The organism is Geodermatophilus sp. URMC 64, assembly GCF_053502555.1.
Map to the genome: position 1 here is coordinate 4,030,160 of NZ_CP199955.1, position 24,564 is coordinate 4,054,723.

Genomic DNA, 24,564 nt, shown 5'->3' on the forward strand with positions numbered 1-24,564 from the left:
CCGGTCTGGATCGCGGGTACGGGATCGGTGCCCAGGCGTCCTCGCCGATCGCCTCGATCGCCGTCCGAATCGCGCGGTTCTGCCGGACGGTGACGGAGAACCGCACGTCGAATGCGCGCGCGAAGCACTCTCGCTGCCGATCAGCGGCTCGAGCATGACACGTCGGTGGCTCAGCAGCATCGGCCCCACCGAGGCGGACCAGGACGTTCCGGGCCCGAAGGCATTCCCGCGGGCCCGGCCGTCGACGGCTCCGCCGGTTGTGCATGCGGTCAGTAGTTGCGTGACCAGACGCTCTTGCGCCGGGTGTACTCCTCCAGCGCGGGCTGTCCGAGGCTCCGCCCGTAGCCGGAGTCCTTGGTGCCGCCGAAGGACACGGCCGCGTCGGTCACCTGGTAGGAGTTGATCCACACGGTGCCGGCGTCGAGCGCCCTGGTCGCGCGCTCGGCGGTCCCGATGTCGCGTGTGAAGACGCCGGCCGCGAGGCCGTAGCGCGACCCATTGGCGACCCGGAAGGCCTCCGCCTCGTCCTCGAACGGCAGGATCGACATGACCGGACCGAAGATCTCCTCGGACGCGATCGTCATCGTGCTGGTCACGTCCGCGAAGATCACCGGCGCCTGGTAGAACCCGTCGAGGTCCACACTCGCGCTGCCCTCGTAGCGAAGCGTGGCACCCTCGCTCTTGCCGGCCTCGACGAAGCCCTGCACCTTCGACAGCTGCTCGGGCGAGATCAGCGGCCCCAGGTCGGTCCGGCTGTCGAAGGCGTGACCCACCTGCAGCCCCTCCGAGTACCTGACCGCCTCGGCGACGAAGTCGTCGTACACGCTGCGGTGGACCAAGGTGCGGGAACCTGCGGTGCACACCTGCCCGGAGTTGTTCCAGACCGCGCGGGCGGCAGCGGCCGCGGCCGCCGGCACGTCGGCGTCGGCGAACACGAGCACGGGCGACTTCCCCCCGAGCTCGAGATTGACCTTCTTGAAGGTCTGCGCCGCCGCGGTGGCTATCCGCCGACCGGTGTCGACCGAACCGGTGAAAGAGAGCCGACTGATGCCCGGGTGGTCCACCATGGCCGCCCCGACCACCCCGTCACCCTGCACCACGTTGAAGACGCCGCGCGGGATGCCGGCCTCCAGTGCGAGCCGGGCCATGTACGCAGCGGAGATCGGGGTGTGCTCCGCGGGCTTCATGACCACGCAGTTCCCCGCGGCCAAGGCCGGCGCGACCTGGGCGAAGATCGCCGCGGGACCGTTCCACGGCTTGATCACACCCACGACACCGACCGGCTCCAGTCGCTCCTGCACGACGTAGTCGGGCCCCACCGGAGGCACCCGGCCCGCGAGTTTCGTGGGCCAGCCGGCGTAGTAGTGCAATGCGTCGGCGGAGTACTGCGCGATGAAGTCCGAATGCGAGCGCAGCACACCCGCGTTGAGGGAATCCAGGTCCCCGATGATCTGGGCGTGCTCCTGGACCAGGTCGCCCAGCCGGTGCAGGCGCGCCTCGCGGTCGCGGGGCGTGAGGTCGCGCCACCGCCCGTCGTCCCAGGCCGCCTGAGCCGCACGGACAGCGCGGTCGAGGTCGGCCGCGTCGCCGCGCACGACCTCGCCCAGCTTGTGGCCGGTGGACGGGTTGACGATGTCGCGGACGCCACCGGCGGAGGTGGCCACCCACTCTCCGTCGATGACGTGCGGGATGGTGCCCTCGTCGAGGAAGTCCGAGGCCCCGGCTGCGACTTCGGTGCCGTCGACGACCTTCTTGTCCGTCAGTTCCTGCGTGGAGCTCATGGATTCCTACTCTCCGTTCGTGCCGCTCGGGAAGCCGTCTCCGGACGGGACGGTGCTCCTCGCTCACCTCGGCGACCCGGTCCACGTACGCCGTCAGGTCGACCTGACTGCTGTTCTCATCGCCTGTCAGGAGCCGCCCGCGGCAATCCTGCCATCCGAACGACCTATTGAGCGGCTCACGCCAGAAAAATCTCATGAGAAAACTCGTGGCAGCCGCCCGGGGCGTGATAGGACTCCAGTCCTGACGAGGTAGGAGAGCAGCGGGCGAGCGTCCGACCGCCCTCGAGTCGGATCACGTACGGCCGTTCATCCTTGACGAGAGGGGCAACGTGGCAGCCGATACGAACCTCGAGCGCTACCAGAAGTACACCGGGCTCATCGTCCAGGGGCAGGACCGCGGCGTGGTGCGGGTCAGCTTCCGCCCCGGAACGCACCTTGCCCACGAGCAGCACGCGCACATCGGAGAGATCTGGCTCGAGCTCGACCGCGACCCCCAGGTCCGCGTCGTCGTGCTCGGCCCCGCTCGGGGCGCGGAGGGGGCCGATCAGCCAGGTAAGGACATCTCCACCTACGCCAAGGGTGCGGTCGACCAGATGTGGCGCATGGCCACGGAGTACGACCTCAACGCCCAGCTGCTCCACGAGGCGCGCGAGATCGTGCACAACATGCTGAACTTCAGCAAACCGGTCGTGGGGCTCTACCCGGGGTCCTTCCAGCTTTGCGTGGTGCTCTCGGACATCTCCATCGCCACCCGTGACAGCAACTTCTTCGACACGCACACCAGCTACGGCGGGGTCGCCGGCGACCACGTCGTCGCCGCGTGGCCGCTGCACATGTCGATGGCCAAGGCCAAGTGGCACGCCCTGACCGGGGAGCCGATCACCGGCGTGGAGGCCGAGCGGATCGGGCTGATCAGCCTGCTCGTCGACGACGAGGAGGAGCTCGAGCGGCGCGGTGAGGAGATCGCGCAGAGGCTGGCGCGCGGCTCCCAGCGGGCACTGAGCTGGACGAAGCGGTCGCTGAACTACCACTACAAGCAGCACGCCGCGGCCTTCGACCTCTCCGCCGCCTTCGAGCAGCTCACCTTCCTGGGCCCCGACATCCGTGAGGGCATCATCGCGCTGCGGGATCAGCGTGAACCCAACTTCCCGGAGTACACCCTCCCCGACGGCGCGTTCAGCGGGCTCGTCCCCCAGGACGACCCGTCGCCGCTGTACACCCTCCCCGACAGCGCGTACAGCGCGCTCGTCCCCCAGATCGACCCGTCGGCGGACTAGGGCCTGTCCTGGCGGTCGTCCACGGTGTGGTTCAGGCTGGTGGGGAATGGTCGGTCGTCAGAACCCACCGATCCCGCCCGCGGATCGAGCCGTTCGCTGCTAGAGGCCGGAAGACGAGTGGCCGGTGGCGTGATCGCCGCCAGGTGATCCGCCACCGGCGACCGGGATCGTGGTCGAGGACGACTCGACCGGGTTCGTGGTACTCCCCGATGGGGACCGAGCCACCGCTGTTCAGCGGGTGACGACCACCCTGCCTTCGACGAGCGTCCCCCGGACGGCGTCGGACGTCGGCGCGTGGAGGACGTCGGTCAGCGTGCGATCCAGCACCACCAGGTCGGCGGTGCTGCCCACGTGGACCCGTCGCGGCGTCCCGCCGGGGTGTCCCGGGGACCCGAGGTAGCCGGCGAGGGCCTGGGCCGGCGTCATGGTCTCCGCGGCGCCCACGACGGCGCCGGACGCCGTTCGCCGGTGGACGGCGGCGGTCATGACGGCCCAGGGGTCCGGCGGGCCGTACGGGGCGGCGCTGGAGAGGGCCAGCGACACCCCGGCGGCCAGCATGCTCGCGCACCGGTACAGGTCGGCGTGGTCGGCGGCCGGCGGGTCGCGGAGGTAGTCGTCGCCGCGGGCGGAGAGGAACCCGGGCTGCGTGACCGCCCGCAGGTCCGTGGCCGCCAGCTCGTCCAACAGCTCGACCGGGACGAGCGCGGCGTGCTCGACCCGGTCACCCGGCCGCACGCCGGTGATGCCGAGGGCCACGAGCAGCAGGACCAGGGCCTCCCGGGTGACGCAGTGCACGGCCACCGACCGGCCCGCGTCGTGCGCCGCGCGGATCCGGTCGACGAGGTCGTCCAAGGACGGCAGTCCGGAGTCGGCGAGGACGATCTTGTACGACCCGGCGATCAGGCCCGGGAGCAGCTCCCGCCGGCCGAGCGGAACCCCGAGTACCTCGACGCGCTGAGGCAGCACCCCGCGGGCGACGGCGCCGGCGATCGCGGTGACGGCGGCGTCGTCCAGGTCCGGGGTGGCGTCGGTGACCGATGTGATGCCCAGCCGGGCCAGCCGGGCGCCGACGGCGGCCAGGTCCGGCGGCGTCGGGCGCGGGAGCCTGTTCCGCAGCCAGTCGTCGGCCCGCCACAGTCGCCCGGTCGGGGCACCGCGACCATTGCGCTCGCCGCCTGGGTGGACGGCGCCGGCAAGGCCGAGGATCTCGGCGCCGCGGCTGTTGACCATCCACAGCGCACCGCTCCCTCGCTTACTCGACCCTGCTCGGCGGCCCGGAGTTCGCCGCCTGGCTGGCCCGCCGGGCCCGGCCGCTGCCGCCCCCGGCGCGCGAGGAACCGGTACGCCTGCGGCGGGACGGTGACGAACTCCGGCTGACCCTGAACCGGCCGGAGCGCCGCAACGCCTACGGACGGCAGCTGCGCGACGCGCTGATGTCGGCACTCGAACTGGTGGCCTGGGACGACCGCATCGTCCGAGTGGTGCTCGACGGCGCGGGGCCGTCCTTCTGCTCCGGCGGCGACCTCGACGAGTTCGGCACCGCGCCGGACCCGGTCACCGCACACCTGGTGCGCACCCGGACCGGGGCCGCCCTGCCGCTGCACCGCGTGGCCGACCGGGTCGAGGTGCGGCTGCACGGCGCGTGCGTCGGAGCGGGTATCGAGCTGCCGGCCTACGCGCATCGGATCGTCGCCGCGCCGGATACCCGCATCCGCCTGCCGGAGATCGGCATGGGGCTGATCCCCGGGGCCGGCGGCACGGTGAGCATCCCGCGCCGGATCGGCCGGTGGCGGACCCTGTACCTGGCGCTCAGCGACACCTTCATCGACGCACGGACGGCCCTGTCGTGGGGGCTCGTCGATTCGGTCGCCGGTCACCTGCCCTCGGTCTGACAGCCGCCCATTCCCCCCGGACGTGGCCGGGTAGCGCTTCATCTGGTGCCACACCCTGGATGTCGGCCATTCACGCAGGAGGAGGGTCCGTCAAGCTGGAACCGGCCTCCTCGCAGCGGGGCCACCTCGTCGACGGAAGCGTCGATGCCGTCGGCGTCCGTTCTGAGGTGCGGAGGCGAGGGCGATGCAGGTCGAGACCGACGAGCCTGAGGTCATCGAGCGGGTCGCGGCGCTGGATGTGGGCAAGGCCGAGGGTGGTGTGCTGCGCGCCGGTGCCCGGCCCGCGCGGGCAGCGGATGCAGGAGGTCCGCACGACCCCAACGATCACGTCCGCGCTGTTGGCGCCGGGCGACTGGTTGGCCGGCCTCGGAGTGACCCGGGGGGTGATGGAGGCGACCAGCGACTACTGGCACGCCTCGTTCTATCTGCTGGAAGACCGCTTCGAGACTGGCTTGTCAACGCCCATGACGTCATCCAGGTGCCCGGCCGGCCCAAGACCGACCGGCTGGACACGGTGTGGCTGGTGCAACGTCGCCGAGCGGCAGATGCTGCGACCCAGCTTCGTGCCGCCGCCGGCGATCCGGGAACAGCGCGCAGTGTGGCGGGCGCCCACCCCGCCACCCCGGCTCGGGTGGACATGCTGCATCTTCTAGGAATTACTGCGCCGGGTGACTGGGAGGCCAACTTCGTCGAGGAGCCGTGCGGCCGCTCGAGCCGTTCAGCCGTGCGCGGCGATGGACACCGGCTCCCACGCCCGCCAGGTGGCCAGCCGCGACTCGTAGTCCTCCACCGCCAGGGCGAGCGGGCCGTCGCCGAAGAAGATCCGCAGCGGCGGCTCGTCTGCGTCAACGACTTGAAGGACGGCCTTTCTGGTGGCCGCCGGATCGCCGGGGGCAGGGTAAAGAGCCTTCCGCTCCACGTCGACCTCCTTGCGGAATGCGTCGTATGAGGGGTTGACGGCGGCCTGTCTGCGCGAGGAACCGGCAAAGTCGGTGCCGTAATAGCCGGGCTCGATGAGAGTGACCTTGATGCCGAAGCCCGCGACCTCGGCTGCGAGGGACTGGCTCAACCCCTCCAGCGCCCATTTGGACGCACAGTAGACGCCGACTTCCGGGCCCGCGATGATCCCGCCGTTGCTCGACACCTGGAGGAAGTGGCCCGATCGCTGCTCGCGGAGGTACGGGAGGGCGGCCTGCGTGACCCAGAGCGCGCCGAAAAAGTTGGCGTCGAACTGCGCCCGCGCCTCGGCCTCGGAGACCTCCTCGACCATGCCGAAGAGGCCGTAGCCGGCGTTGTTGACAACGACGTCTAGCCGACCGAAGCGGCCGTGTGCATTCGCCACGGCAGAGAACACGGCGTCCCGATCGGTGACGTCGAGTTGTACAGGAAGGAGCTTGTCGCCGAATTGCGCGACCAGATCGTCAAGTGTGGCCGTATCGCGGGCAGTGGCGGCCACGTTGTCGCCGCGCTCCAACGCGGCGATCGTCCACTCACGCCCGAAGCCACGCGACGCGCCGGTGATGAACCACGTCTTGGCCATGTCGTCTCCTTCGTCTCGTCCCAGCCGGTCGCTGGCGTTCGTCTGGGCTTCGGGGGCGGCGAGGCCCGGTGCCGGATGGTTCTGCGTGGCCATGGATGCGTCCTCTGGGTGTCGGGAGGTGCGAGCGGGGATCAGGTCGACCGGTGCGCCGCTCCGGCAAGGCGCGGGTCGAGTCCGTACTGGGGCGCGCCGAGAGAATGGCCGGGCAGGGGTGGCTCCCTCGCAGTCCCGGTCGAACAGGTCCCGCTCCTGCTCGAGGTGACCGGAAGGCGTGACGCGCGGACGATCAGGTGACGAGGACGCCCCCTTCGACCGGCAACGTGATGCCGGTGATGTAGCCGCTGGCGTCGCTGGCCAGGAAGAGCAGCGCGGCGCCGATCTCTTCGGGCTTGCCGACCCGACCCATCAGGGTGCGTGGAACGACCACCGTGTCGACGTAGTCGCCCTCGAACTGGTCGGTCATCTCCGATTCGAAGTAGCCGGGTGCCAGTGCGTTGACGCGAATGCCCTTGCGCGGCGTCCACTGTTGGGCGAGGTCGCGGGTCAGCCCGATCAGGCCGGCCTTGCTCGAGGCGTACGCCGCCTGCGGGAGCCCCAGAGTCGTGAGTCCCACGACGCTGGAGATGTTGACGATCGAGCTGCCCGGCCGCATGACCCGACCGGCGGCCTGGGCCATCCAGTAGCAGGCATTGAGGTTGAGCTCGACGACCGAGCGGAACTGCTCCGGCGTCTCCCGCGTCGCCGGGACCGCCGTGCCGACACCGGCGTTGTTGACGAGCACGTCGACCCGGCCGAACGCCTCCATCGCCGCGTCCACGAGCGCCTGGCAGTCCGATGGGCTGGTGACGTCGGTGCGCACCGCGATCGCCTTGCGGCCCAACGCCTCCACCGTGGCCACCACGTCCGTCAGCCTGTCCTCGCGTCGCGCGCCGAGTGCCAGATCGGCGCCCGCCTCTGCGAAGGCCTTGGCGAAGGTCACGCCCAGGCCGCTGGACGCGCCGGTGACGACAGCGACCTTGCCGTCGAGGCGGAACGAGTCGAGGAATCCCATCTCACTGTCCTTCCAGCAGCTCGACCACACCGACCGCACTCATGGCCTCGAACACCTGCTCAGCCTGGAGAGCGAGCACCAGCAGGTCCTGCAGTTGGCCACTCCGGTCCCGGAAGTGGTCGCGCAACAATGCTTCCGCGGTGAAGCCCATTCCGAGGAACATCTCCGTGACCGGCTGCTGCCTGGCCGGCACCTCGACCACCAACTTGAGCAGGCCGGACCGGACGCCGTGGGCGACCGCGTGCTGGGCCAGTCCGCGGCCGATGCCGCGACCGCGGGTCCGGGGGTCAACGACCAGCCGCAGTTCGGCGACGTGGTTGGACCACCCGGTCAGCGGCAGCAGGGCCGCCATCCCGTTGACGGTGCCGTCGGGGGCCACCTCGACCCAGCGCCAGCCAGGGGCGGTCGGCCAGCCCGCGACAGCGGCGGGTGTGACGTCCTCCTTGACGAAGGTCAGATCGCTGTCGGGCAGCCGGATGAACAGCTCCCCGAGGGCGGTCACTTGGTCCCGCGTGAACTCCTGGATGGTCATGCGAGGACCTCGCTCCGCTGCTTCAGGAAGTCGATGATGAGGGGAAGCGTGTTGCGTGCGGCACTGCGCCCGACCATCAGGCCGACATGGCCGGCGTCGAGCCGCAGCTCCTGCTTGTCGTCGGAGCCGATGAGTCCGACGAGCGGGCCGGCGGCGGGCTCGGGGATGATGTGGTCGCGGAGACCGAGGACGTGCATGAACGGCACACGGATGTCGGAGAGCCGGACCCGGTCGCCACCGAGGAAGATTCGGTCGTGGAGCAGCGCGTTGTCCTCGACCAGTTGCTTGAGCTGGCGCGCGACACCGCCCGGCAGCGGCACCTGGTCGTTCGCCCAGCCACTCATCGCCTGGTATGCCCCGACGAACTCGTCGCTCCACAACTTCTGGATCAGGTCGACGCGCGAGGTGAGCTCACCGACCGGCGCCAGGGTGCGAAAACCTTGCACGATGATCGACGGCGGAACCATGCCGTCGTCCCCGAGGACGGCGTCGAGGTCGGTGCGCGCCATCATGTCCGTCATCGGACCGAGCTTCTGCAGATCGGCCGGCGTGGTGAGGACCGTGAGGCTGCGCAACGGTGCGTCGAGATGGTGCGCGGCATGCAGCACCGACAGCACCCCGCCGAAGCAGTAGCCGAGGAGGTTGACGCTGTCGCTGCCGGAGAGCTCGCGGACACGGTCGATCGCGGCGGGAATGTAGGAGTCGACGTAGTCCTCGAGCTTGTTGTGCGCGTCCCCCTCGTCGGGGACGCCCCAGTCGAGCATGTAGACGTCGAAGCCGGCGGCCACCAACTGCTCGATCACGCTGTTGCCGGGCCGCAGGTCGAGGATGTAGCTGCGGTTGAACAGGCTGTAGATGATCAGCAGTGGCGGCCGCAGGGAGACCTGCTCGCTGCGATAGCGCCAGAGCTCGGTGCGGCCCTGGCTCCAGACGACGTCCTTGGGGCTGAGGCCGACGTCGGTCCGCTGGATGCCGGTCACCATCCGGATGCCGTTGCGCGCGCGCAGCGCGGTGCGCTCGACCTCGCGGCGGATGCGGTCAATCGTGCTCAGGTCCTCGATCGCCGCCACGGCGCGTCCCCTCCTTCCGCGCGCGTTGGAGCTCCATCGACAGCAGTCGGAGGTCGCGGTCGAGGGCGCCGACCTGCTGGCGGAGCCGCTTGACGTCGGTACTGGCAGGAAGGTTGACGGCGTGCCATCCCCGGGCGGCCAGCTTGCCGAGTCCAGCCCGGACGGTCTTGTTGGCGCCGGCGAGAAGCGCGACCGCCTGGGCGAACTCCTTCGAGCGGGTCAGCTCGTCGGCGAGCGGGGTCGCCACCTTCTCGAAGCGGTTGTAGAGGTCGCGGGGACCGGGCAGGCCCATCACACCCCCCCGAGGGCAGAGCCGCGAACGAGGTCGGCCAGCACGTCACCGGCCTCGAGGGGCACGAGGTGCCCTACCGCCGGGATCTCGACGTAACGAGCGCCAGGGATCAGCCGGGCCAGGCGCATTCCGTTGCCCACGGGCGTGAGTGGGTCCACCGCTCCGTGCACCACTGTCGTGGGAACCGTGAGGCTGGCCAGCCGTCGGGGTCCGTGCCAGCCGAGGACGGCCAGCGCCTGATTCATCGCTCCGGCGCGCGGCGTACGCCGCTCCCCCACCTGCTCGACCAGCTCATCGAGCAGAGCCGGCTCGCGTTCGGCGAAGCCCGGAGCGGCCTGAGCGGCCCACCGCGACCGGAGGAACTGCTGGATGGGCTCGCCCGGCGGAGGGCGATCGAACCACCGTTCGGTCAGCTCCGGGGGGCTGGGGATCTGTGCCGGCGTGGGGGGGCGGGTCGCGACGAGGAACAGCTCACCCACGAGAGCCGGATGGCGGAGAGCCAACTCTTGCGCGATCATCCCGCCCATCGAAAGCCCGAGCACTCCGGCCCGCTCCACACCGGCGGCACGCAGGACTGCTGCGGCGTCGTCCCCCAGATCTGACATCGTGAACGGAGCAGGCGCCGTCCGCGATAGCCCACTCCCCCGGGTGTCCATGCGGATCACACGGAAACTGCGCTCCAGGTCCTTCAGCCACGCGGCGGGCCACACACTCCCACCAGCGGTCCATCCGTTGAGCAAGAGCAGCGGCCCGCCTTCGCCGCGCTCTTCCCAGTAGACGCGCGGCCGCCGACCAGCCGGGGAACTCTCGCCGGCGGGACGGCCCCGCGACTGGTTGGACCGGCGCTGCCTGGCCTCCCACTCATCCCGCTCGCGGCGTTCTGCGATGGTACGGCGACCTACCAGTCGTGCGGCCAGCCGCTGGGGCTTGTCGGCAGTGGCCGCGAACACCGACTGCGTTCTCGTCGCCAACTCCACCCACGCCGCGAAGGCCTCGTGGCGCGCCAGAGGCTCCAACCACTGACGTGATCGGCGAGCGAGGGCATCCGCAGCGTCGCCCGGGGTCGGGAGCCGGATGGGGGCGCTCACGCCGACCTCAGCTCCCGCCTGAGCACCTTCCCGGTGGCGTTGCGTGGTAGCTGCTCGAGGAACCGGACGGTGCGCGGGACCTTGAAGCGAGCCAGTCGCTCACGCACGTAGAGCTGTACCGCGTCCTCATCCAGCGCCGTCCCCGGCTTCGTCACCACGAACGCGCGCAGCGCCTGACCGAACCGCGAGTCGGGCACGCCGACGACGGCTACCTCGGCGATCCCCGAATGCTCGGCGAGCAGCTCTTCGACCTCCTGCGGATACACGTTCTCGCCGCCCGAGACGATCATGTCGTCCTCGCGTCCTTCGACGAAGAGCAGCTCGCCCTCGAAGTGCCCGATGTCCCCGGAGGCGAGCAGTCCACGCTGCTCCTCCTTGGCGCCGCCACTCGTGTACCCGTCGAACCGCATCGAACTGCCGACGAAGATGCGACCGGTGTCGCCAGCAGGAACAGGCAGCCCCTGACCGTCGAGGATCTCGACGCGCGCGCCGAGCACACGGCGACCGGCCGTTCCGGGGCGCGAGCGCAAGTCGGCGGGTGTGGCGATGGTCGCGAGCGCGACCTCGGTGGAGCCGTACACGTTGTAGAGCACCGCACCGAACCGGTTGAGCGTCTCCGTCGCCAGAGCAGGCCCGAGTGCGGAGCCGCTCGCCGCGATCACCCTGAGCCGGGTCGTGTCGGACGACAGCAGAGCGGAGGGGCCCAGCGCCAGAATCCGCTGAAGCATGACCGGCACGACCACGAGGACGTGCGCGCGGTGGCCGGAGACGGATCGGAGAGTCTCTCTCGGGTCGAAGTGGCGACTCAGCACGGTGGTGGACGCGCGGGCCAGGCCCAGCAGCAGGTTGGTGAGCCCCCAACCGTGGAACAGCGGAGCGGCAACGACCTGGATGTCGCGCGGCCGGTACGGAATGCGGCTCAGCAGCCCCGCCAGGCCCTCGACGGATTCGGCTGCGGAGCTCCGTGCGGCACCTTTGGGACGTCCAGTCGTCCCCGAGGTGAGCACGATGAGGCGTCCCTGCCGACGCGGCGCGAGGAAGCCCCGACGGAGCGCCATGGCCGCCTGCGCCGCCTCGCCGAACGTGCGCCGAGCGCCGCAGCCGACGACCAGGCCCTCGAATTCGTCCTCGTGCAGCAGGAACTCGATACCTTCGGCGGCCACGACCTCGGCGAGCTGGGGAGCTGCGAACTCCGTGTTGAGGAAGACCAGATCAGCGCCGGTGCGGGCAACGGCGACCAGAGCCAGGACGTACTCCCGAGAGTTGCGGGCGAGGATCCCGACCCGTGTCCCAGGCGCCACGCCCTCGTCCACGAGTCCCCGAGCCAGTTGACCGGCGCGCCGCCATAGCTGGCTGTACGTCAGGGCACCGTATGGGTCGACGACAGCGTGGGCCGCCGGATACCGCGCCGCAGAGGAAGCGACCGCGCCGACGATTCCCCGACCCCACATCCCCACCGCGCCGAAGGCCAGGGGTACGCGATGGGGCTGTCGAAAATCGATGTTCGCGCGCGTCAGGATCGCGTCTGTCCGCAACCGCGATCGGATCGACACCGCGGGTCCCCCTGTTGGATCGTCGTCCTGACTGCCTTGGACGATGTTCATCGTCAGACCTCCCTGGCCGGTGGAGGATGTCCTCCACCCGGTCCTCGCCGTCGGCGCGGTGGGGGGTGGGTCACCACCCGAGGTCGCCCCGATCCAGTCGGGCACCCAGTCGGAGAACTCGAGCGGCGGCGTCGCGCCCGATGAGGGTGGAAGTGTCGACGCGACCGGCCAAGCGGGTCAGCTGTGCGTCGAGGATGCGCCGACGCACCTGGTGTGTGTGCTCCTCCCCGGTCAGGGGCTCGGAGCCCTGATCCACCCTCGCCGAAGCCGCGGTGTGGTCGGCGCGGCCCGCGACACGCACGGGCAGGGCTGCGGGTACGTGACCCGCGCCGGGGACCTGGTCGGGCAGGGCAGTGCTCATGTGGACATCACCTCTCCGGGCCTGGGATCGGCCCACCGCCGGTGTCGGTTGGTCACAGTCGTCCGTGGACGAGGCTCATCGCCTCGTTCCGGGTGGCGGGGTTGTCGCGGAAGATGCCCCGGACCGCCGACGTCACCGTGGTGGAACCGGGCTTGCGGATGCCGCGCATGGCCATGCACAGGTGCTCGGCCTCGATGATCACCAGCACGCCGCGCGGCTTGAGCACCTGGTCGAGCGCGTCGGCGATCTGACTGGTCATCCGTTCCTGCACCTGCGGACGGCGGGCGTAGACCTCGACCAGCCGGGCCAGCTTCGACAACCCGGTCACCCGGCCGTCGAGCCCCGGGATGTAGCCGATGTGCGCGACCCCGTGGAAGGGCACCAGGTGGTGCTCGCAGGTGGAGTACATCGGGATGTCCCTGACCAGCACCAGCTCGTCGTGGTCCTCGTCGAAGGTCGTGGCGAGGACGTCGGAGGGGTCCTGGCCCAGGCCGGCGAAGGTCTCCGCGTAAGCCCGGGCGACCCGCGCCGGAGTGTCCTGGAGCCCCGGACGCTCGGGGTCCTCCCCCACCGCGAACAGCAGCTCGCGGACCGCGGCGGCCGCCCGGGCGGCATCGAAGTCACCAGCCACGACGCCCGATCTCCCCGCGTGCGGCTCCGCTCACGGCCGTCTTCGAGACTCGGTCACCGCCGGCGTCGGCGGCGATCTCGGCGAGCATGGCGATGTTCATCCGGGGTCTCCGCTCAGTCCGAGGCGGGGAGCGGCTTGGCGGACTTGAGCGGCAGCTCCGCCCCGTTCAGCGCGAGGGTCCCCGCCCCGGCCTTGACGCAGAGCAGCTCCAGGCCGGTCTCGGGGTCGGCGTAGCGCTTGCCCAGCGCGGTGCCGCCGGCGTGCCCCTCGCTGATCGTGAGGCCTGGGGTGGGCTCGCTGTCGGCGGGGACCAGGGGGTGGCCGCCGCAGGTGAGCGAGACCTCGCCCTCCGGTGCGCGGACCACGACCACCTGGGTGTCGTCCACTGCACTGCGCCAGCGCGATCCGACACGAAGCTGCATCCCGTCCTCCTCCGGACGCGTGCCCCGATCGGTTCGAGGCGCGATTCCTCATGAGGATATCAGCGGAACGCCCGAGTCGGAAGCCGTTCTGCGAGAGGATGCGGACAGGCCGTTCGCCAGGGGGCGCCACGACGGGGACCGGAGCCAGACGAGGTCCGCCCGGCCGGGCCTCGTACGCCGCCCCGAGATGTGAGCGGCGGACTCCCGGGCGGACATCGTCCGGTCCTGTTCCCGGCCCGACCTCCACGTCACATGTAGAGAACGCGGTTGAGGCGGACGAAGTAGTCGGCGTCGGGGTTCTTCGAGGGGTCCCCCATTCGCTCCGTGACGACGGCGGTGGCCAGCTCGCGCCGTCGGGGCGCCCGTTCGGCATCGGCCGCGGCCAAGGCAGCGGGCAGCTCCTCACGGGTCAGATCCGTGCAGTAGGGCGGTGTACCGGGCTGCTGCCGCCAGGATTCGGCGAGCGTTCCGGCATCGAGGGCGTCGAATCCGGTGTCCTCGACCAGCTGCATCCCGATGCGACGGGCCTCGTCGCCGTCGGCCGCGACCGGCAGCGCGATACGGCCAGGGGTGCCCGCCGGCTGCCCCTTGCTCGCCAGGGAGTCGGACCCGATGGAGTTCCACGCCTTGACGACCGTCCGCCCCAGCAGCTCTGCGACCCACACACTCTCGACCTGTCCACCGTCGAGCGCCTCGATGGCGCCGTCGCGCGTCGGGTAGTAGTTCGAGGTGTCGATGACAACGACGTCGTCCGGCAGGTCGCGCACGAGCGGCGCGATCTCGGGGAGTCGGCCGAGGGGCACCGAGACGATGACCACGTCGACGTCGGCGACAGCGTCCGCCGCGGTGACCGCGCGCGCACCGGTGGCGAGGACGTCCTGCCCGATGGCCTGGGGACCGCGCGAGTTGGCGACCTTGACCTCGTGCCCGGCCTCGGGCAGGCGCAGTGCCAGGGTCTTGCCGATGTGCCCCGTGCCGAGGATGCCTATCTTCATGGGTTTCCGTTCCTGTTGTGTGTGCGGATCAGCCCGAGCTGCCGCCGCCCGATCGACGTCCCGTGGACGGACGACCCCTCCTCCGAGGGGAGGAGGGCGACCATGCTGGCGACGTCGTCGGGCGGGCTGGCACGCCCGACGGCGATGCGAACACTTGCTGGTCGAGCGGGCTGCCGGCTCCAGATCAGCGCGTCCAGCGGTCGCCGGCTCACGCCATGATCTCGGCAGACCGGGGCAACGGAGACGTTCCGAGGGTGCGCAGGCGGAGACGGTCGACCCGGGCGCACCGATGGCGTACGTCTGCTGGCGCTGTCTCGCCCGGACGAGGTCCCGTCGTCTCGTCGCCTCAACTCACGCGACTGCGCTGAGGTGGCACGGTCGCGAACGCCCGCGGATCCACAGCGGCGATGAGTTCCCGGGTCTGCTGCACGTCCCGAGCCATCGCCGACACCAGCTCGGAGACGCCGGCGAAGCGGAGCATTCCCCGTAGGCGTCGCACGGACCGCACAGCCAGGACCGAGTCGTACAGATCACCGTCGAAGTCGAGGAGATACGCCTCGACCGTGCGGTGCTGACCGTCGAAGGTCGGATTGGTGCCCACTGAGATCGCAGCCGCACGGTAGATACCACTGCCGGGCGTCCCACTGGCCAGGCCGGCGTACACACCGTCCGCGGGGAGTTGCACCCCCGCGGGTGTCTCCACGTTGGCCGTCGGATAGCCGATCAGCCGTCCACGCTGCTCACCGCGGACGACGAGACCTTGGACGGTCCAGGCGTGATCTTCCGAGGCCACAAGGACAACTCCTCAGACGGTGTCGGTCCGGGGATCCTGGGGACGCTCGTCGATGCCCGCTGGCTCTCCCCGGTGGACCGCAAGCGGCGTGGGTCACTATATTGCTCATGAGGTTCGGGCGCCAGGTCCCGACCGATCCGCGACTGTGCGGACCCGAGAACTGGAGTTGATGGACGTGAGTGCACGGCTGACCGGCAGGGTCGCCTTCATCACCGGCGCGGCGCGCGGACAGGGCCGGGCGCACGCTCTGCGGCTGGCCAGCGAGGGCGCCGACATCCTCGCCCTGGACCTGGCCGGTCCCCTCCCGGGAGTGCCGTACGAGTCGGCGACCCCCGATGACCTGGCCGAGACGGCCCGCCAGGTCGAGGCCCGCGACCGCCGGATCCTGACCCACCAGGGCGACGTCCGGGACTTCGAGGACATGCAGGCGTTCGTCGAGCGGGGCGTCGCTGAGCTCGGCCGGCTCGACATCGTCGTGGCTAACGCCGCAATCTGTATCGCGGGCACCTGGGACGAGTTCACGCCGACGATGTTCAAGGACACGATGGACATCAACATCACCGGCGTCTGGAACACGGTGATGGCGTGTGTGCCGCACGTGATCGCCGGCGGTAACGGCGGGGCGGTTGTGCTGACCAGCTCCGGCGCAGGTAAGAAGATGCAGCCGTTCGCGCTCCCGTACACGACCAGCAAGCATGCGTTGGTCGGCATGACGCGGGCCTTCGCCGCTGAGCTCGGCAAGCACGACATCCGGGTCAACTCGGTGCACCCCGGTGCTGTGGCCACGCCCATGGCCGGCGATGAGCTGATGGCCGCAATGGAGCGGGCCAGCGCCTCCAACCCGAAGCTCGCGGCCATGGGAACCCCGTTCCTCAACGAGGGCTGGATGGAAGCCGACGACATCGCGAACGCAGTCGCCTTCCTGGTCTCCGACGAGGCCAGGTTCATCACCGCCGAGCATCTGTCGGTCGACGCGGGCGTCCAGCACTTCTGAGCGCCAGGCGCGGAGGTGCCGCCGGGCGCGGATCCCTCAGCGGCCGTCCGGCCGGGTGTCCCGTGTCAGGAAGCCGGCGGCCCATACGCACGCAGAGCGCACGATGGCCGAACTCGCTGTCGGTGAGTCGCACCGCGAACGGGGTCATCGCCGCCCGAGTGGTTCTGGCCACCACGCGGGTAGGCAGGCCGTCGCCGTCAAGTGACGGCTCGGCCGTGGGGCAGACGACCGGCTGTTCAAGCGGTTCACCGGGCGGCGGGGTGCCCCGTCATCCAGGAGGAGTAGGACGATGACGGAGCTGTCCGTCTCTGCCCATGGCCTGCGCCGTGCGCTGGCCCGTTCCGAGCGCGGAGTCTCGCTCGACGCGGCTGAGGGCCGAGGCACTGCTGTCGGCCCGCGGGCTGGGCCAGGGGCGAGCCGCTGGACCGGTTCCTGACGGCGGGCTGCCGGCTCCGCGACGCCGGGTTGGCCTCGGCCGGCCGGCCCGGGGTGGTGACCTACAGCCCCCAAGGCGTTCATCCCGCTGGCCCACCTGTGCCGCGACCGCTGCCACTACTGCACGTTCGTCGCCACCCGAGTCAGCTGCGGGCCGAGGGGAAGGCGCCGCGGAGGCCCGGGCGCGGGAGATCGTCGACGGCGACCGGCCCTCGTTCGTCGAGATCAGAACGGCGCCCGCTCACTCGATGAGACGCGCTGGCCAGAGCGCAGCGACTGGTCGGGCCGCAGGGGTTCACGTCACCGACTTCCCCGTCAGCCTCATGCCCGCCGCCGAGGTCAATCAGCAGCTCCCACGAGCGTCGTACCGTTTGTACTGTTCGCTCGTGCACACTCGCAACGAGCTTGCCGTGGTGTCTGCACTCCTCGGACCACAATTCGATCCGGCTGCCCTCACCGTCGTCGGCCGGGAGCAGGGATTCGCGTCGGCGTTCGACATCACTGCGCTGGCGACTGGCTCGATCGCTGCGGCGCACGTGGCGGCGGCCGAGTTGCTGTCCGCACGAACCGGTGTCACGGCCCGTGGGGTGACGATCGACCGGCTTCAGGCGTGCGCATCGTTCAGAAGTGAGGCGCTCTTCCGCCCGGAGGGCTGGCAGCGCCCGGAGCCAGAAGCGCTCATCAATGCCAACTATCGGTGCGTGGACGGATGGATACGCCTCCACGCCGCTTACAGGTGGCATCGGACGGCCGCACTCGCGGCGCTCGGTATGCCGGACGCCGTCGTCGACAAGTCCGAGATCGCGGCGGTCATCGCTGGGCGTGACGGGGAAGGGCTCGAGTCGGCCGTGATTGCAGCCGGGGGAGCCGCAGCCCTGGTGCGCACCACTGAACAATGGGATGCCCACCCTGCAGGTTTGGCGCTGGCGAGCACGCCCGCGGTGGTGTGGGCCGAGCATCGTGGCGGCGAGGCCCACCTCTCCAGAGTGCCCTCCCGTCCCCTGGAGGGCGTCCGAGTACTCGACCTCACGCGGGTGATCGCCGGACCCACATGCACTCGCTTTCTCGCCGCACAGGGCGCGAGCGTGTTGCGCATCGATCCGCCGGATTTCTCGGAGATGGGTGACCTGGTGACGGTGACGACCGCGGGAAAGAGGTGTGCGGCCGTTGACCTGCGTTCGCCGGAAGGCGCAGCGCGCCTTGCGTCACTCGTCGCCGAGTCGGACGTCCTCGTGTGCGGCTGGCGCCCCGATGCCTTGACCCGGCTCGGCTTCGATGAGGATCGACTCGTCTCGCTCAATCCGGCCCTCGTCGTCGCCCGGGTCAACGCCTACGGTTGGGTCGGCCCGTGGCTCAACCGCCGTGGCTTCGACAGCCTCGTGCAGATGAGCACCGGAATCGCTGCCGAGAGTCAACGGATCGCCGGCACATCGGAACCCATGGAGCTGCCCTGTGCCGCGCTCGACTATGCCACGGGGTACTTCATGGCGGCGTCGGTGTGCCGCGCCCTCACGGGGCTCGTGCAGCGCGGCAGAGTGCTTGAAGCTCGCGTCGCCTTGGGACAGACCGCAACGCTCCTGAAGACCCTCCCGGCGCCCGCTGACTCGATCAACGAGCCACCGCCGCCTCTCGCCGAATACGCATCGGAGGAAGTACTCACGGCGTGGGGGCCTGTGAGAGCGGTTCCCGTGCCGGGGTCGATCGACGGCGTCCCCCTCGCCGAACTCCGACCTGCCGGCCCGTTGGGCCGCGACGCACCGTCATACGCGTGACGGCGGCTGCCCGCAGGCAGCTCACACCACGGGGAAGCGATCACTCTGACGGTTGCGGCGTCGGCGCGCTCGTGCGGTGACCGCCTCCCCTTCCCGTCGGAAGACAAGACGGATGTCGGCAGCGTACGACGGTGACATCGTTTTCCTCATGACTTTCCAGTGCGAGCCACAACCCTCCCCACGACCGCTTGACGGCCGAGTCGCGCCGAAGGTAACGTGCGTCACGGCAGATCCTCATGAGGATCTCCAGCATCACCGCCGGGTTCGTGGCCCACCGGTCCGCCCCGGATGATGTGACGACGACGCGATGAGCCGCACGACATCGAGTAGCGGTCTCGACTGCGCCATGCGCCCCCTGGGCGTGTGAGCCGGGGCGCGGCACAGCCCGTTCACCGCAGGAGGTACGTGATGGCTTCACTCGAATCCGCACCGGTCGCCGGATCGCCGCGAAGGCAGTCCCGCGTCGTCATCAGGTTCGCCGGCGACTCCGGTGACGGCATGCAGCTGACCGGTGACCGGTTCACGGCGGAGGCGGCGGCGTTCGGCAACGACCTGTCGACGCTGCCGAATTTCCCTGCGGAGATCCGCGCGCCGCACGGCACGTTGGCCGGTGTCTCGAGCTTCCAGCTGCACTTTGCCGACTACGACATCCTGACCCCGGGTGACCGGCCGGACGTGCTGGTGGCGATGAACCCGGCCGCGCTGAAGGCGAACCTGGCCGATCTGCCGGCCGGCGGAGTGCTGATCGTGGACACCGACGAGTTCACGAAGCGGAATCTGGCCAAGGTCGGTTTCGAGGTCGACCCGCTCGAGGATGGCTCGCTGGCGTCGTACACGGTGCACCGGGTGGCGATGACCTCGTTGACCACCGCCGCGCTGGCCCCGTTGGGCATCGGCAAGAAGGAGGCCGAGCGCAGCAAGAACATGTTCGCCCTGGGCCTGCTGTCGTGGATGTACTCGCGGCCGACCGAGGGCACCGAACGATGGCTGCGAGACAAGTTCGCGAAGCGCCCGGAGATCGCCGAGGCCAACATCGTGGCCTTCCGCACCGGGCACGCCTACGCCGAGACGACCGAGTCGTTCGCGGTGACCTACGAGGTCGCGCCGGCCGCGCTGCCGGACGGCACCTATCGGCAGATCACCGGCAATACCGCACTCGCCTACGGCATCGTGGCGTCCGGCCGGAGGTTCGGGCTGCCCGTCTTCCTCGGCAGCTACCCGATCACGCCCGCCTCGGACATCCTGCACGAGCTGTCGAAGCTCAAGCGGTTCGGCGTGACGACGTTCCAGGCCGAGGACGAGATCGCCGGCGTGGGTGCGGCGATCGGCGCGGCCTACGGCGGCGCACTGGGGGTGACGACGACGTCGGGCCCCGGCATCTCGCTGAAGTCCGAGGCGATCGGGTTGGCGGTGATGACGGAGTTGCCGCTGCTGGTCGTCGACGTGCAGCGCGGCGGCCCCTCCACCGGCCTGCCGACGAAGACCGAGCAGTCGGACCTGCTGCAGGCGATGTTCGGCCGCAACGGTGAGGCTCCGCTGCCGATCGTGGCGCCGCGGTCCCCGTCCGACGCCTTCGACGCCGCGCTGGACGCCGTCCGGATCGCAGTCACGTACCAGACGCCGGTTCTGCTGCTCTCCGACGGAGCGATCGCCAACGGCTCCGAGCCGTGGAGGCTGCCCGAGGACGGTGACCTGCCCGAAACGCCGGTGCGGTTCGCCACCGAGCCGAACGGCCCGGACGGCAGCTTCCTGCCCTACCTGCGCGACTCCGACACCCTCGCGGTCCCGTGGGCGGTCCCCGGCACACCCGGGCTAGCGCACCGCATCGGCGGGCTGGAGAAGGCCGACGGCACCGGCAACATCTCCTACGACCCGGCCAATCACGAGTTCATGGTGCGGGTGCGCCAGGCCAAGATCGACGGCGTCACGGTGCCCGACCTGGAGGTCGAGGACCCGGACGGCGACGCCGACGTCCTCGTCCTCGGCTGGGGCTCGACCTACGGCCCGATCGGCGCCGCGGTCCGCCGGCTGCGAGCTCGCGGGCACTCGGTGGCGCAGGCGCACCTACGGCACCTCAACCCGTTCCCGGCCAACACCGCGGACGTACTGGGCCGGTACCGGAAGGTCGTCGTCCCCGAGATGAACCTGGGCCAGTTGGCCTTCCTGCTCCAGGGACGGTTCTGCGTCCCCGTCGAGTCGATCACCAAGGTCGCCGGCATGCCGTTCGGAGCAGCCGAGCTCGCCGAGCTCCTGGCACCGCTGATGACGAAGGAAGGGGTGTTGGCATGACCGCGATCGACCTGGGGCTGCCGGTGCTCGGCGGACTGGACCGCGTGCCCACTGAGGACGAGGTGCAGCGGGCAAAGGACTTCACCAGCGACCAGGAGGTGCGGTGGTGCCCCGGTTGCGGTGACTACGCGGTGCTGGCCGCCGTCCGCTCGTTCCTGCCGACGCTGCACATCAAGCGGGAGAACATCGTCTTCGTGTCGGGCATCGGGTGCTCCTCCCGGTTCCCGTACTACCTGGACACCTACGGCATGCACTCGATCCACGGCCGCGCGCCCGCGATCGCGACCGGGCTGGCCGTCTCCCGCCCGGACCTGTCGGTGTTCGTGGTGACTGGGGACGGCGATGCCCTGTCGATCGGCGGCAACCACCTGATCCATGCGCTGCGCCGCAACGTGAACCTGACGATCCTGCTGTTCAACAACCGGATCTACGGGCTGACCAAGGGCCAGTACTCGCCCACCTCCGAGGTCGGGAAGGTCACCAAGTCCACGCCGCTGGGCTCGCTGGACCACCCGTTCAACCCGGTGTCGCTGGCGCTCGGCGCCGAGGCGACGTTCGTGGGGCGGGCGATGGACTCCGACCGAGCCGGCCTGACGGAGGTGCTCGATGCCGCGACGCGGCACCGCGGCGCCTCGTTGGTCGAGATCTACCAGGACTGCCCGATCTTCAACGACGGCTCCTTCGACGTGTTGCGCAAGCCCGACCAGTCCGAGTCGCGGGTGATCACCGTGCGGCACGGCGAGCCGATCCTTTTCGGCAACGAGGGCGGCTATGCCGTCGTCCGGAAGGGCTTCGGGCTGGCCGTGGCGCCGACCGCGGAGGTCGCGCCGGAGGACGTCGTCGTCCACGACGCCACCGACACCGAGCTCGCGTTCGCGCTGTCCCGGCTGTCCGACCAGGACCTGCAGCACGCCGTCTTCGGCGTGCTGCGGCAGGTGCAACGGCCCACGTACGACGACCTCGCACGAGCCCAGGTGCAGCAAGCGGTACAGGCCGGGACCGCCGACCTGCACTCCCTCCTGCACGGCAGCGACACGTGGGCTGTCCAGGGCGGCGTCGTGCAGCTCCCGCACGGTTGAGCGCTCGCTGGAGCGAGAGAGTGAGAGGAGCCGACGTGTCCGAGGAGGGTTCCGTTTCTGCGGACCTGTTCCAGTGGCTCTGCCGGGAGCTGGGACACACGGCGGACGAGGTCGTGAGCGTCCGGATCAACCGCGAGCGCGTCGTGGTGGTGGAGGACCCCCCGGCAGGGTCGCTCCAGATGTTCACGTACAAGCCTCACGGCGGTCGGCTCAGGCTCGTCGACCCGGAACCGACCACCGGCCGGGACGAAGAACGCAGGCGGCGATGAGGACTCCCGCCGGCGATCAGGGGCGTGAGCCCCTGCGGTCGTTCCACCCCATCTCGATCGGAGCTGTCGTGCCCCGGTATCGCCATATCTCCCCCTGGCCGGAGGTCTTCTCGGACCTGGAAGTCGGCCGTGACGCCCGGGTGCTCCCGACCGATGGCCGGGCCCTGCCTCCCGCCGGATCGACGGTCATCCTCGTCCCCGGGGACGAGATCGAACTCAAGCAGCCGTACACCCACCCTCACCTCAGGGAGGTGGCCGGACCCCCGGATGGCGATCAGGAGATCCGCTGACCGGTCCAGATCTGCTCGTCAGCAGTCCGCGGCGCCGCACGCACCAGGGGGCGGTCCCGCTGTCGAAGAAGGAGCCGTCATGCCATACGTCATCGCCGAGCCGTGCGTCGATGTCCTCGACAAACGGTGCATCGACGAGTGCCCTGTGGATTGCATCTACGAGGGTGATCGGATGCTGTACATCCATCCGGACGAGTGCGTCGACTGTGGCGCCTGCGAGCCGGTCTGCCCGGTGGAGGCCATCTACTACGACACGGACCTCCCGGACAAGTGGAGCGACTTCCAGGGTGCCAACGCCGAGTTCTTCTCGGCGCTCGGCACCCCAGGAGGCGCAGCCAAGATCGGCCGGATCGGCCGTGATCATCCGATGGTCACCGCTCTCCCCCCGCGGAGCGCGAGTCACTGATCGGAGACGACGGTTTCCTGGCGCCTACGGACCGGTGTTCGTCCCGCTTGCGGCGGGGCCGGGCCTGCACGACTCGCAGCATTTCGACCATTAGTCCGTCAAGCAGTTCCCGGGGCGGCAGCGGTGGGTTGCAAAGGAAAGATCATGATGAATACGATGTCGCCGTGAAACTCCACAACCGACCGTCCCCGTCCGGAGGGGAGGCAGCTCACACGCCTGTGAACGCGCCTCGTGCGCAGCCCGGGACGGTGCCGCCCCACCGTGGCTCAGGCCCGACCCGGACGGAGCCGGCCATGCTCGTCGAAAATGGATCCCTTGATCTCCCAGCGCCCGCCCCGCGGGTGTCGCTCGACACCGTGGAGGCGGCGCTCGCGGAGATTGCTGCGGGTCGCCCGGTGATCGTCGTGGATGACGAGGACCGCGAGAACGAGAGCGACCTGATCATGGCCGCGGATGCCGTGACCCCGGAGTGGATGGCCTTCATCGTCCGGCACACGTCAGGTCTGGTGTGCCTGCCGATGACCGGAGCGGTTCTGGACCGCCTGGGCATCCCAGCCATGGTGCACGAGAACGAGGACGGGATGCAGACCGCCTTCGCGGTCAGCGTCGATGCGAGATCCGGTGTCACGACGGGCATCTCTGCGCGGGACCGAGCCCGCACGGCGCGGCTGCTGGCCGATCCGCGAACTGAGCCCGGGGACCTGACCCGACCGGGTCATCTTCTCCCCCTGCGGGCGAGGGAAGGTGGCGTCCTGGTTCGCCCGGGGCACACCGAGGCGGCTGTGGACCTGGCCCGGCTGGCCGGTCGGCAGCCGGCCGGCGTGATCGCCGAGATGGTCGAGGACGACGGCAGCATGCGGCGTGCCGACAGCTGCCGGGCGTTCGCCGACGAGCACCACCTGGCGATGATCTCGATCCAGGACCTCCGCGACCACCGCCTTCGGGAGGAAGGAATCGTCCGTCGGGTGGTCTCCACCCGGATGCCGACTCGTCACGGAGTGCTCACCGCCGTGGGCTACGTTGACCGGCAGTCTGGGACCGAACACCTCGCACTGGTCGCCGGACTGGACGCAGACGGACACATTCCCGACGGGGACGACGTTCTGGTCAGGATCCATTCTGAATGCCTGACCGGTGAGTCCCTGGGCTCGAGCCGCTGCGACTGCGGCCCGCAGCTGGATGCGTGCATCGAGAAGATCGCAACCGCGGGGCGCGGCGTGGTGATTTATCTGCGTGGCCGCGAGGGAAGAGGGACTGGTCTGCTCGCCACACTGATGGCCTGTTCCCAGCAGGACCAAGGACTCGACACCGTCGAGGCGGGCACCGAACAGGGACTACCCGTCGACGCCAGACACCGCCAGGCGGCTGCCGACATCCTGACCGACCTCGCCGCCCCGAGGATACGACTGCTCACGAACAACCCCGCCGAGGTGGCGGCCATGAGTCGTCACGGCATTCACGTGTCTGCACGGCTACCCCTCACCGTCGGGGCACCTCGGGAAAACGTCCGGTCTCTCGGGACGAAGCGGGACCGGACGGGACACCACCTCGTGGAGGTGGTCACCGGTGACCCGCCCCTCAGGGCGGGCAGACTGCCCCTCCCCACGTGGAGCCGCCCCGACGATGCGGTTCCGGGACTCGGATGAACGGGGCCACCCCTGCCAGAGTCATGCCCGAGCAGGGCTCCTGGAGATCTCCACC

The 24,564-nt window shown here is 70.1% G+C and carries 23 protein-coding genes; 10 read left to right on the top strand and 13 right to left on the bottom strand.

Annotated elements, in window-relative coordinates; genetic code table 11:
• Window positions 1-269 precede the first annotated feature (269 nt).
• Window positions 270-1,781 carry an aldehyde dehydrogenase family protein gene (locus ACWIYF_RS19595; protein ID WP_448624502.1) on the bottom strand — a complete coding sequence of 504 codons (1,512 nt, stop codon included), beginning with the start codon at window positions 1,779-1,781 and terminating at the stop codon, window positions 270-272.
• 329 nt (window positions 1,782-2,110) lie between these two features.
• Between ACWIYF_RS19595 and ACWIYF_RS19600 the strand changes: the two genes are divergently transcribed.
• Window positions 2,111-3,058: an enoyl-CoA hydratase-related protein gene (locus ACWIYF_RS19600; RefSeq protein ID WP_448624503.1), complete on the top strand. Its 948-nt coding sequence runs from the start codon at window positions 2,111-2,113 to the stop codon at window positions 3,056-3,058.
• Window positions 3,059-3,289: 231 nt separating this feature from the next.
• Here ACWIYF_RS19600 and ACWIYF_RS19605 read toward each other — a convergent pair whose 3' ends face one another.
• Window positions 3,290-4,288 (bottom strand): amidohydrolase family protein, encoded by a 999-nt coding sequence (locus ACWIYF_RS19605; RefSeq protein WP_448624504.1) that lies wholly within the window; start codon window positions 4,286-4,288, stop codon window positions 3,290-3,292.
• A 149-nt stretch (window positions 4,289-4,437) separates the two neighbouring features.
• Here ACWIYF_RS19605 and ACWIYF_RS19610 point away from each other — a divergent pair, with 149 nt between their 5' ends.
• On the top strand, window positions 4,438-4,950 hold the full coding sequence (locus ACWIYF_RS19610; RefSeq protein WP_448628772.1) for an enoyl-CoA hydratase/isomerase family protein: 513 nt from the start codon (window positions 4,438-4,440) through the stop codon (window positions 4,948-4,950).
• Window positions 4,951-5,668: 718 nt separating this feature from the next.
• Here the strand turns inward: ACWIYF_RS19610 and ACWIYF_RS19615 are convergent.
• The 11 genes from ACWIYF_RS19615 to ACWIYF_RS19665 form a co-directional block, all read right to left on the bottom strand.
• A complete protein-coding gene (locus tag ACWIYF_RS19615; RefSeq protein WP_448624505.1) occupies window positions 5,669-6,583 on the bottom strand; it encodes an SDR family oxidoreductase in 915 nt (304 codons plus the stop codon).
• Window positions 6,584-6,776: 193 nt separating this feature from the next.
• A complete protein-coding gene (locus ACWIYF_RS19620) occupies window positions 6,777-7,541 on the bottom strand; it encodes an SDR family NAD(P)-dependent oxidoreductase (protein WP_448624506.1) in 765 nt (254 codons plus the stop codon).
• A gap of 1 nt (window position 7,542) precedes the next feature.
• Window positions 7,543-8,073: a GNAT family N-acetyltransferase gene (locus tag ACWIYF_RS19625; protein ID WP_448624507.1), complete on the bottom strand. Its 531-nt coding sequence runs from the start codon at window positions 8,071-8,073 to the stop codon at window positions 7,543-7,545.
• On the bottom strand, window positions 8,070-9,143 hold the full coding sequence (locus ACWIYF_RS19630) for an alpha/beta fold hydrolase (RefSeq protein WP_448624508.1): 1,074 nt from the start codon (window positions 9,141-9,143) through the stop codon (window positions 8,070-8,072). The genes ACWIYF_RS19625 and ACWIYF_RS19630 overlap by 4 nt, the downstream gene beginning before the upstream one ends.
• Window positions 9,112-9,435: a hypothetical protein gene (locus ACWIYF_RS19635; RefSeq protein WP_448624509.1), complete on the bottom strand. Its 324-nt coding sequence runs from the start codon at window positions 9,433-9,435 to the stop codon at window positions 9,112-9,114. The genes ACWIYF_RS19630 and ACWIYF_RS19635 overlap by 32 nt, the downstream gene beginning before the upstream one ends.
• A complete protein-coding gene (locus ACWIYF_RS19640; RefSeq protein WP_448624510.1) occupies window positions 9,435-10,523 on the bottom strand; it encodes an alpha/beta fold hydrolase in 1,089 nt (362 codons plus the stop codon). The genes ACWIYF_RS19635 and ACWIYF_RS19640 overlap by 1 nt, the downstream gene beginning before the upstream one ends.
• Window positions 10,520-12,127: an AMP-binding protein gene (locus tag ACWIYF_RS19645; protein WP_448624511.1), complete on the bottom strand. Its 1,608-nt coding sequence runs from the start codon at window positions 12,125-12,127 to the stop codon at window positions 10,520-10,522. Before ACWIYF_RS19645 ends, ACWIYF_RS19640 begins: the two co-directional genes overlap by 4 nt.
• 413 nt (window positions 12,128-12,540) lie before the next feature.
• Window positions 12,541-13,119 (bottom strand): GTP cyclohydrolase I FolE, encoded by a 579-nt coding sequence (gene folE / locus ACWIYF_RS19650; RefSeq protein WP_448624512.1) that lies wholly within the window; start codon window positions 13,117-13,119, stop codon window positions 12,541-12,543.
• A gap of 113 nt (window positions 13,120-13,232) precedes the next feature.
• Entirely contained in the window at window positions 13,233-13,541 is a 309-nt protein-coding gene (locus ACWIYF_RS19655) for a hypothetical protein (RefSeq protein ID WP_448624513.1), read from the bottom strand.
• Between the two features lie 248 nt (window positions 13,542-13,789).
• A complete protein-coding gene (locus ACWIYF_RS19660) occupies window positions 13,790-14,827 on the bottom strand; it encodes an NADPH-dependent F420 reductase (protein ID WP_448628773.1) in 1,038 nt (345 codons plus the stop codon).
• A gap of 55 nt (window positions 14,828-14,882) precedes the next feature.
• A complete protein-coding gene (locus tag ACWIYF_RS19665; RefSeq protein ID WP_448624514.1) occupies window positions 14,883-15,329 on the bottom strand; it encodes a riboflavin kinase in 447 nt (148 codons plus the stop codon).
• 145 nt (window positions 15,330-15,474) lie between these two features.
• Between ACWIYF_RS19665 and ACWIYF_RS19670 the strand changes: the two genes are divergently transcribed.
• The 8 genes from ACWIYF_RS19670 to ribB all read left to right on the top strand — a co-directional run bounded on the left by ACWIYF_RS19670 (window position 15,475) and on the right by ribB (window position 24,509).
• On the top strand, window positions 15,475-16,323 hold the full coding sequence (locus ACWIYF_RS19670) for a mycofactocin-coupled SDR family oxidoreductase (RefSeq protein WP_448624515.1): 849 nt from the start codon (window positions 15,475-15,477) through the stop codon (window positions 16,321-16,323).
• Window positions 16,324-17,081: 758 nt separating this feature from the next.
• Complete coding sequence (locus ACWIYF_RS19675) at window positions 17,082-18,530, top strand: CoA transferase (RefSeq protein ID WP_448624516.1); 1,449 nt, start codon at window positions 17,082-17,084, stop codon at window positions 18,528-18,530.
• A gap of 408 nt (window positions 18,531-18,938) precedes the next feature.
• Window positions 18,939-20,819 (top strand): 2-oxoacid:acceptor oxidoreductase subunit alpha, encoded by a 1,881-nt coding sequence (locus ACWIYF_RS19680; protein ID WP_448624517.1) that lies wholly within the window; start codon window positions 18,939-18,941, stop codon window positions 20,817-20,819.
• Window positions 20,816-21,898: a 2-oxoacid:ferredoxin oxidoreductase subunit beta gene (locus tag ACWIYF_RS19685; RefSeq protein ID WP_448624518.1), complete on the top strand. Its 1,083-nt coding sequence runs from the start codon at window positions 20,816-20,818 to the stop codon at window positions 21,896-21,898. Before ACWIYF_RS19680 ends, ACWIYF_RS19685 begins: the two co-directional genes overlap by 4 nt.
• Before the next feature lie 35 nt (window positions 21,899-21,933).
• Window positions 21,934-22,167, top strand: a complete 234-nt coding sequence (locus ACWIYF_RS19690; protein WP_448624519.1) for a hypothetical protein — start codon at window positions 21,934-21,936, stop codon at window positions 22,165-22,167.
• 68 nt (window positions 22,168-22,235) lie between these two features.
• Window positions 22,236-22,457, top strand: a complete 222-nt coding sequence (locus ACWIYF_RS19695; protein ID WP_448624520.1) for a hypothetical protein — start codon at window positions 22,236-22,238, stop codon at window positions 22,455-22,457.
• A gap of 79 nt (window positions 22,458-22,536) precedes the next feature.
• Window positions 22,537-22,863, top strand: coding sequence for a ferredoxin (fdxA, locus tag ACWIYF_RS19700; RefSeq protein ID WP_448624521.1), 327 nt, complete (start codon window positions 22,537-22,539; stop codon window positions 22,861-22,863).
• 293 nt (window positions 22,864-23,156) lie between these two features.
• Window positions 23,157-24,509 (top strand): 3,4-dihydroxy-2-butanone-4-phosphate synthase, encoded by a 1,353-nt coding sequence (gene ribB, locus ACWIYF_RS19705; protein ID WP_448624522.1) that lies wholly within the window; start codon window positions 23,157-23,159, stop codon window positions 24,507-24,509.
• Window positions 24,510-24,564 lie beyond the last annotated feature (55 nt).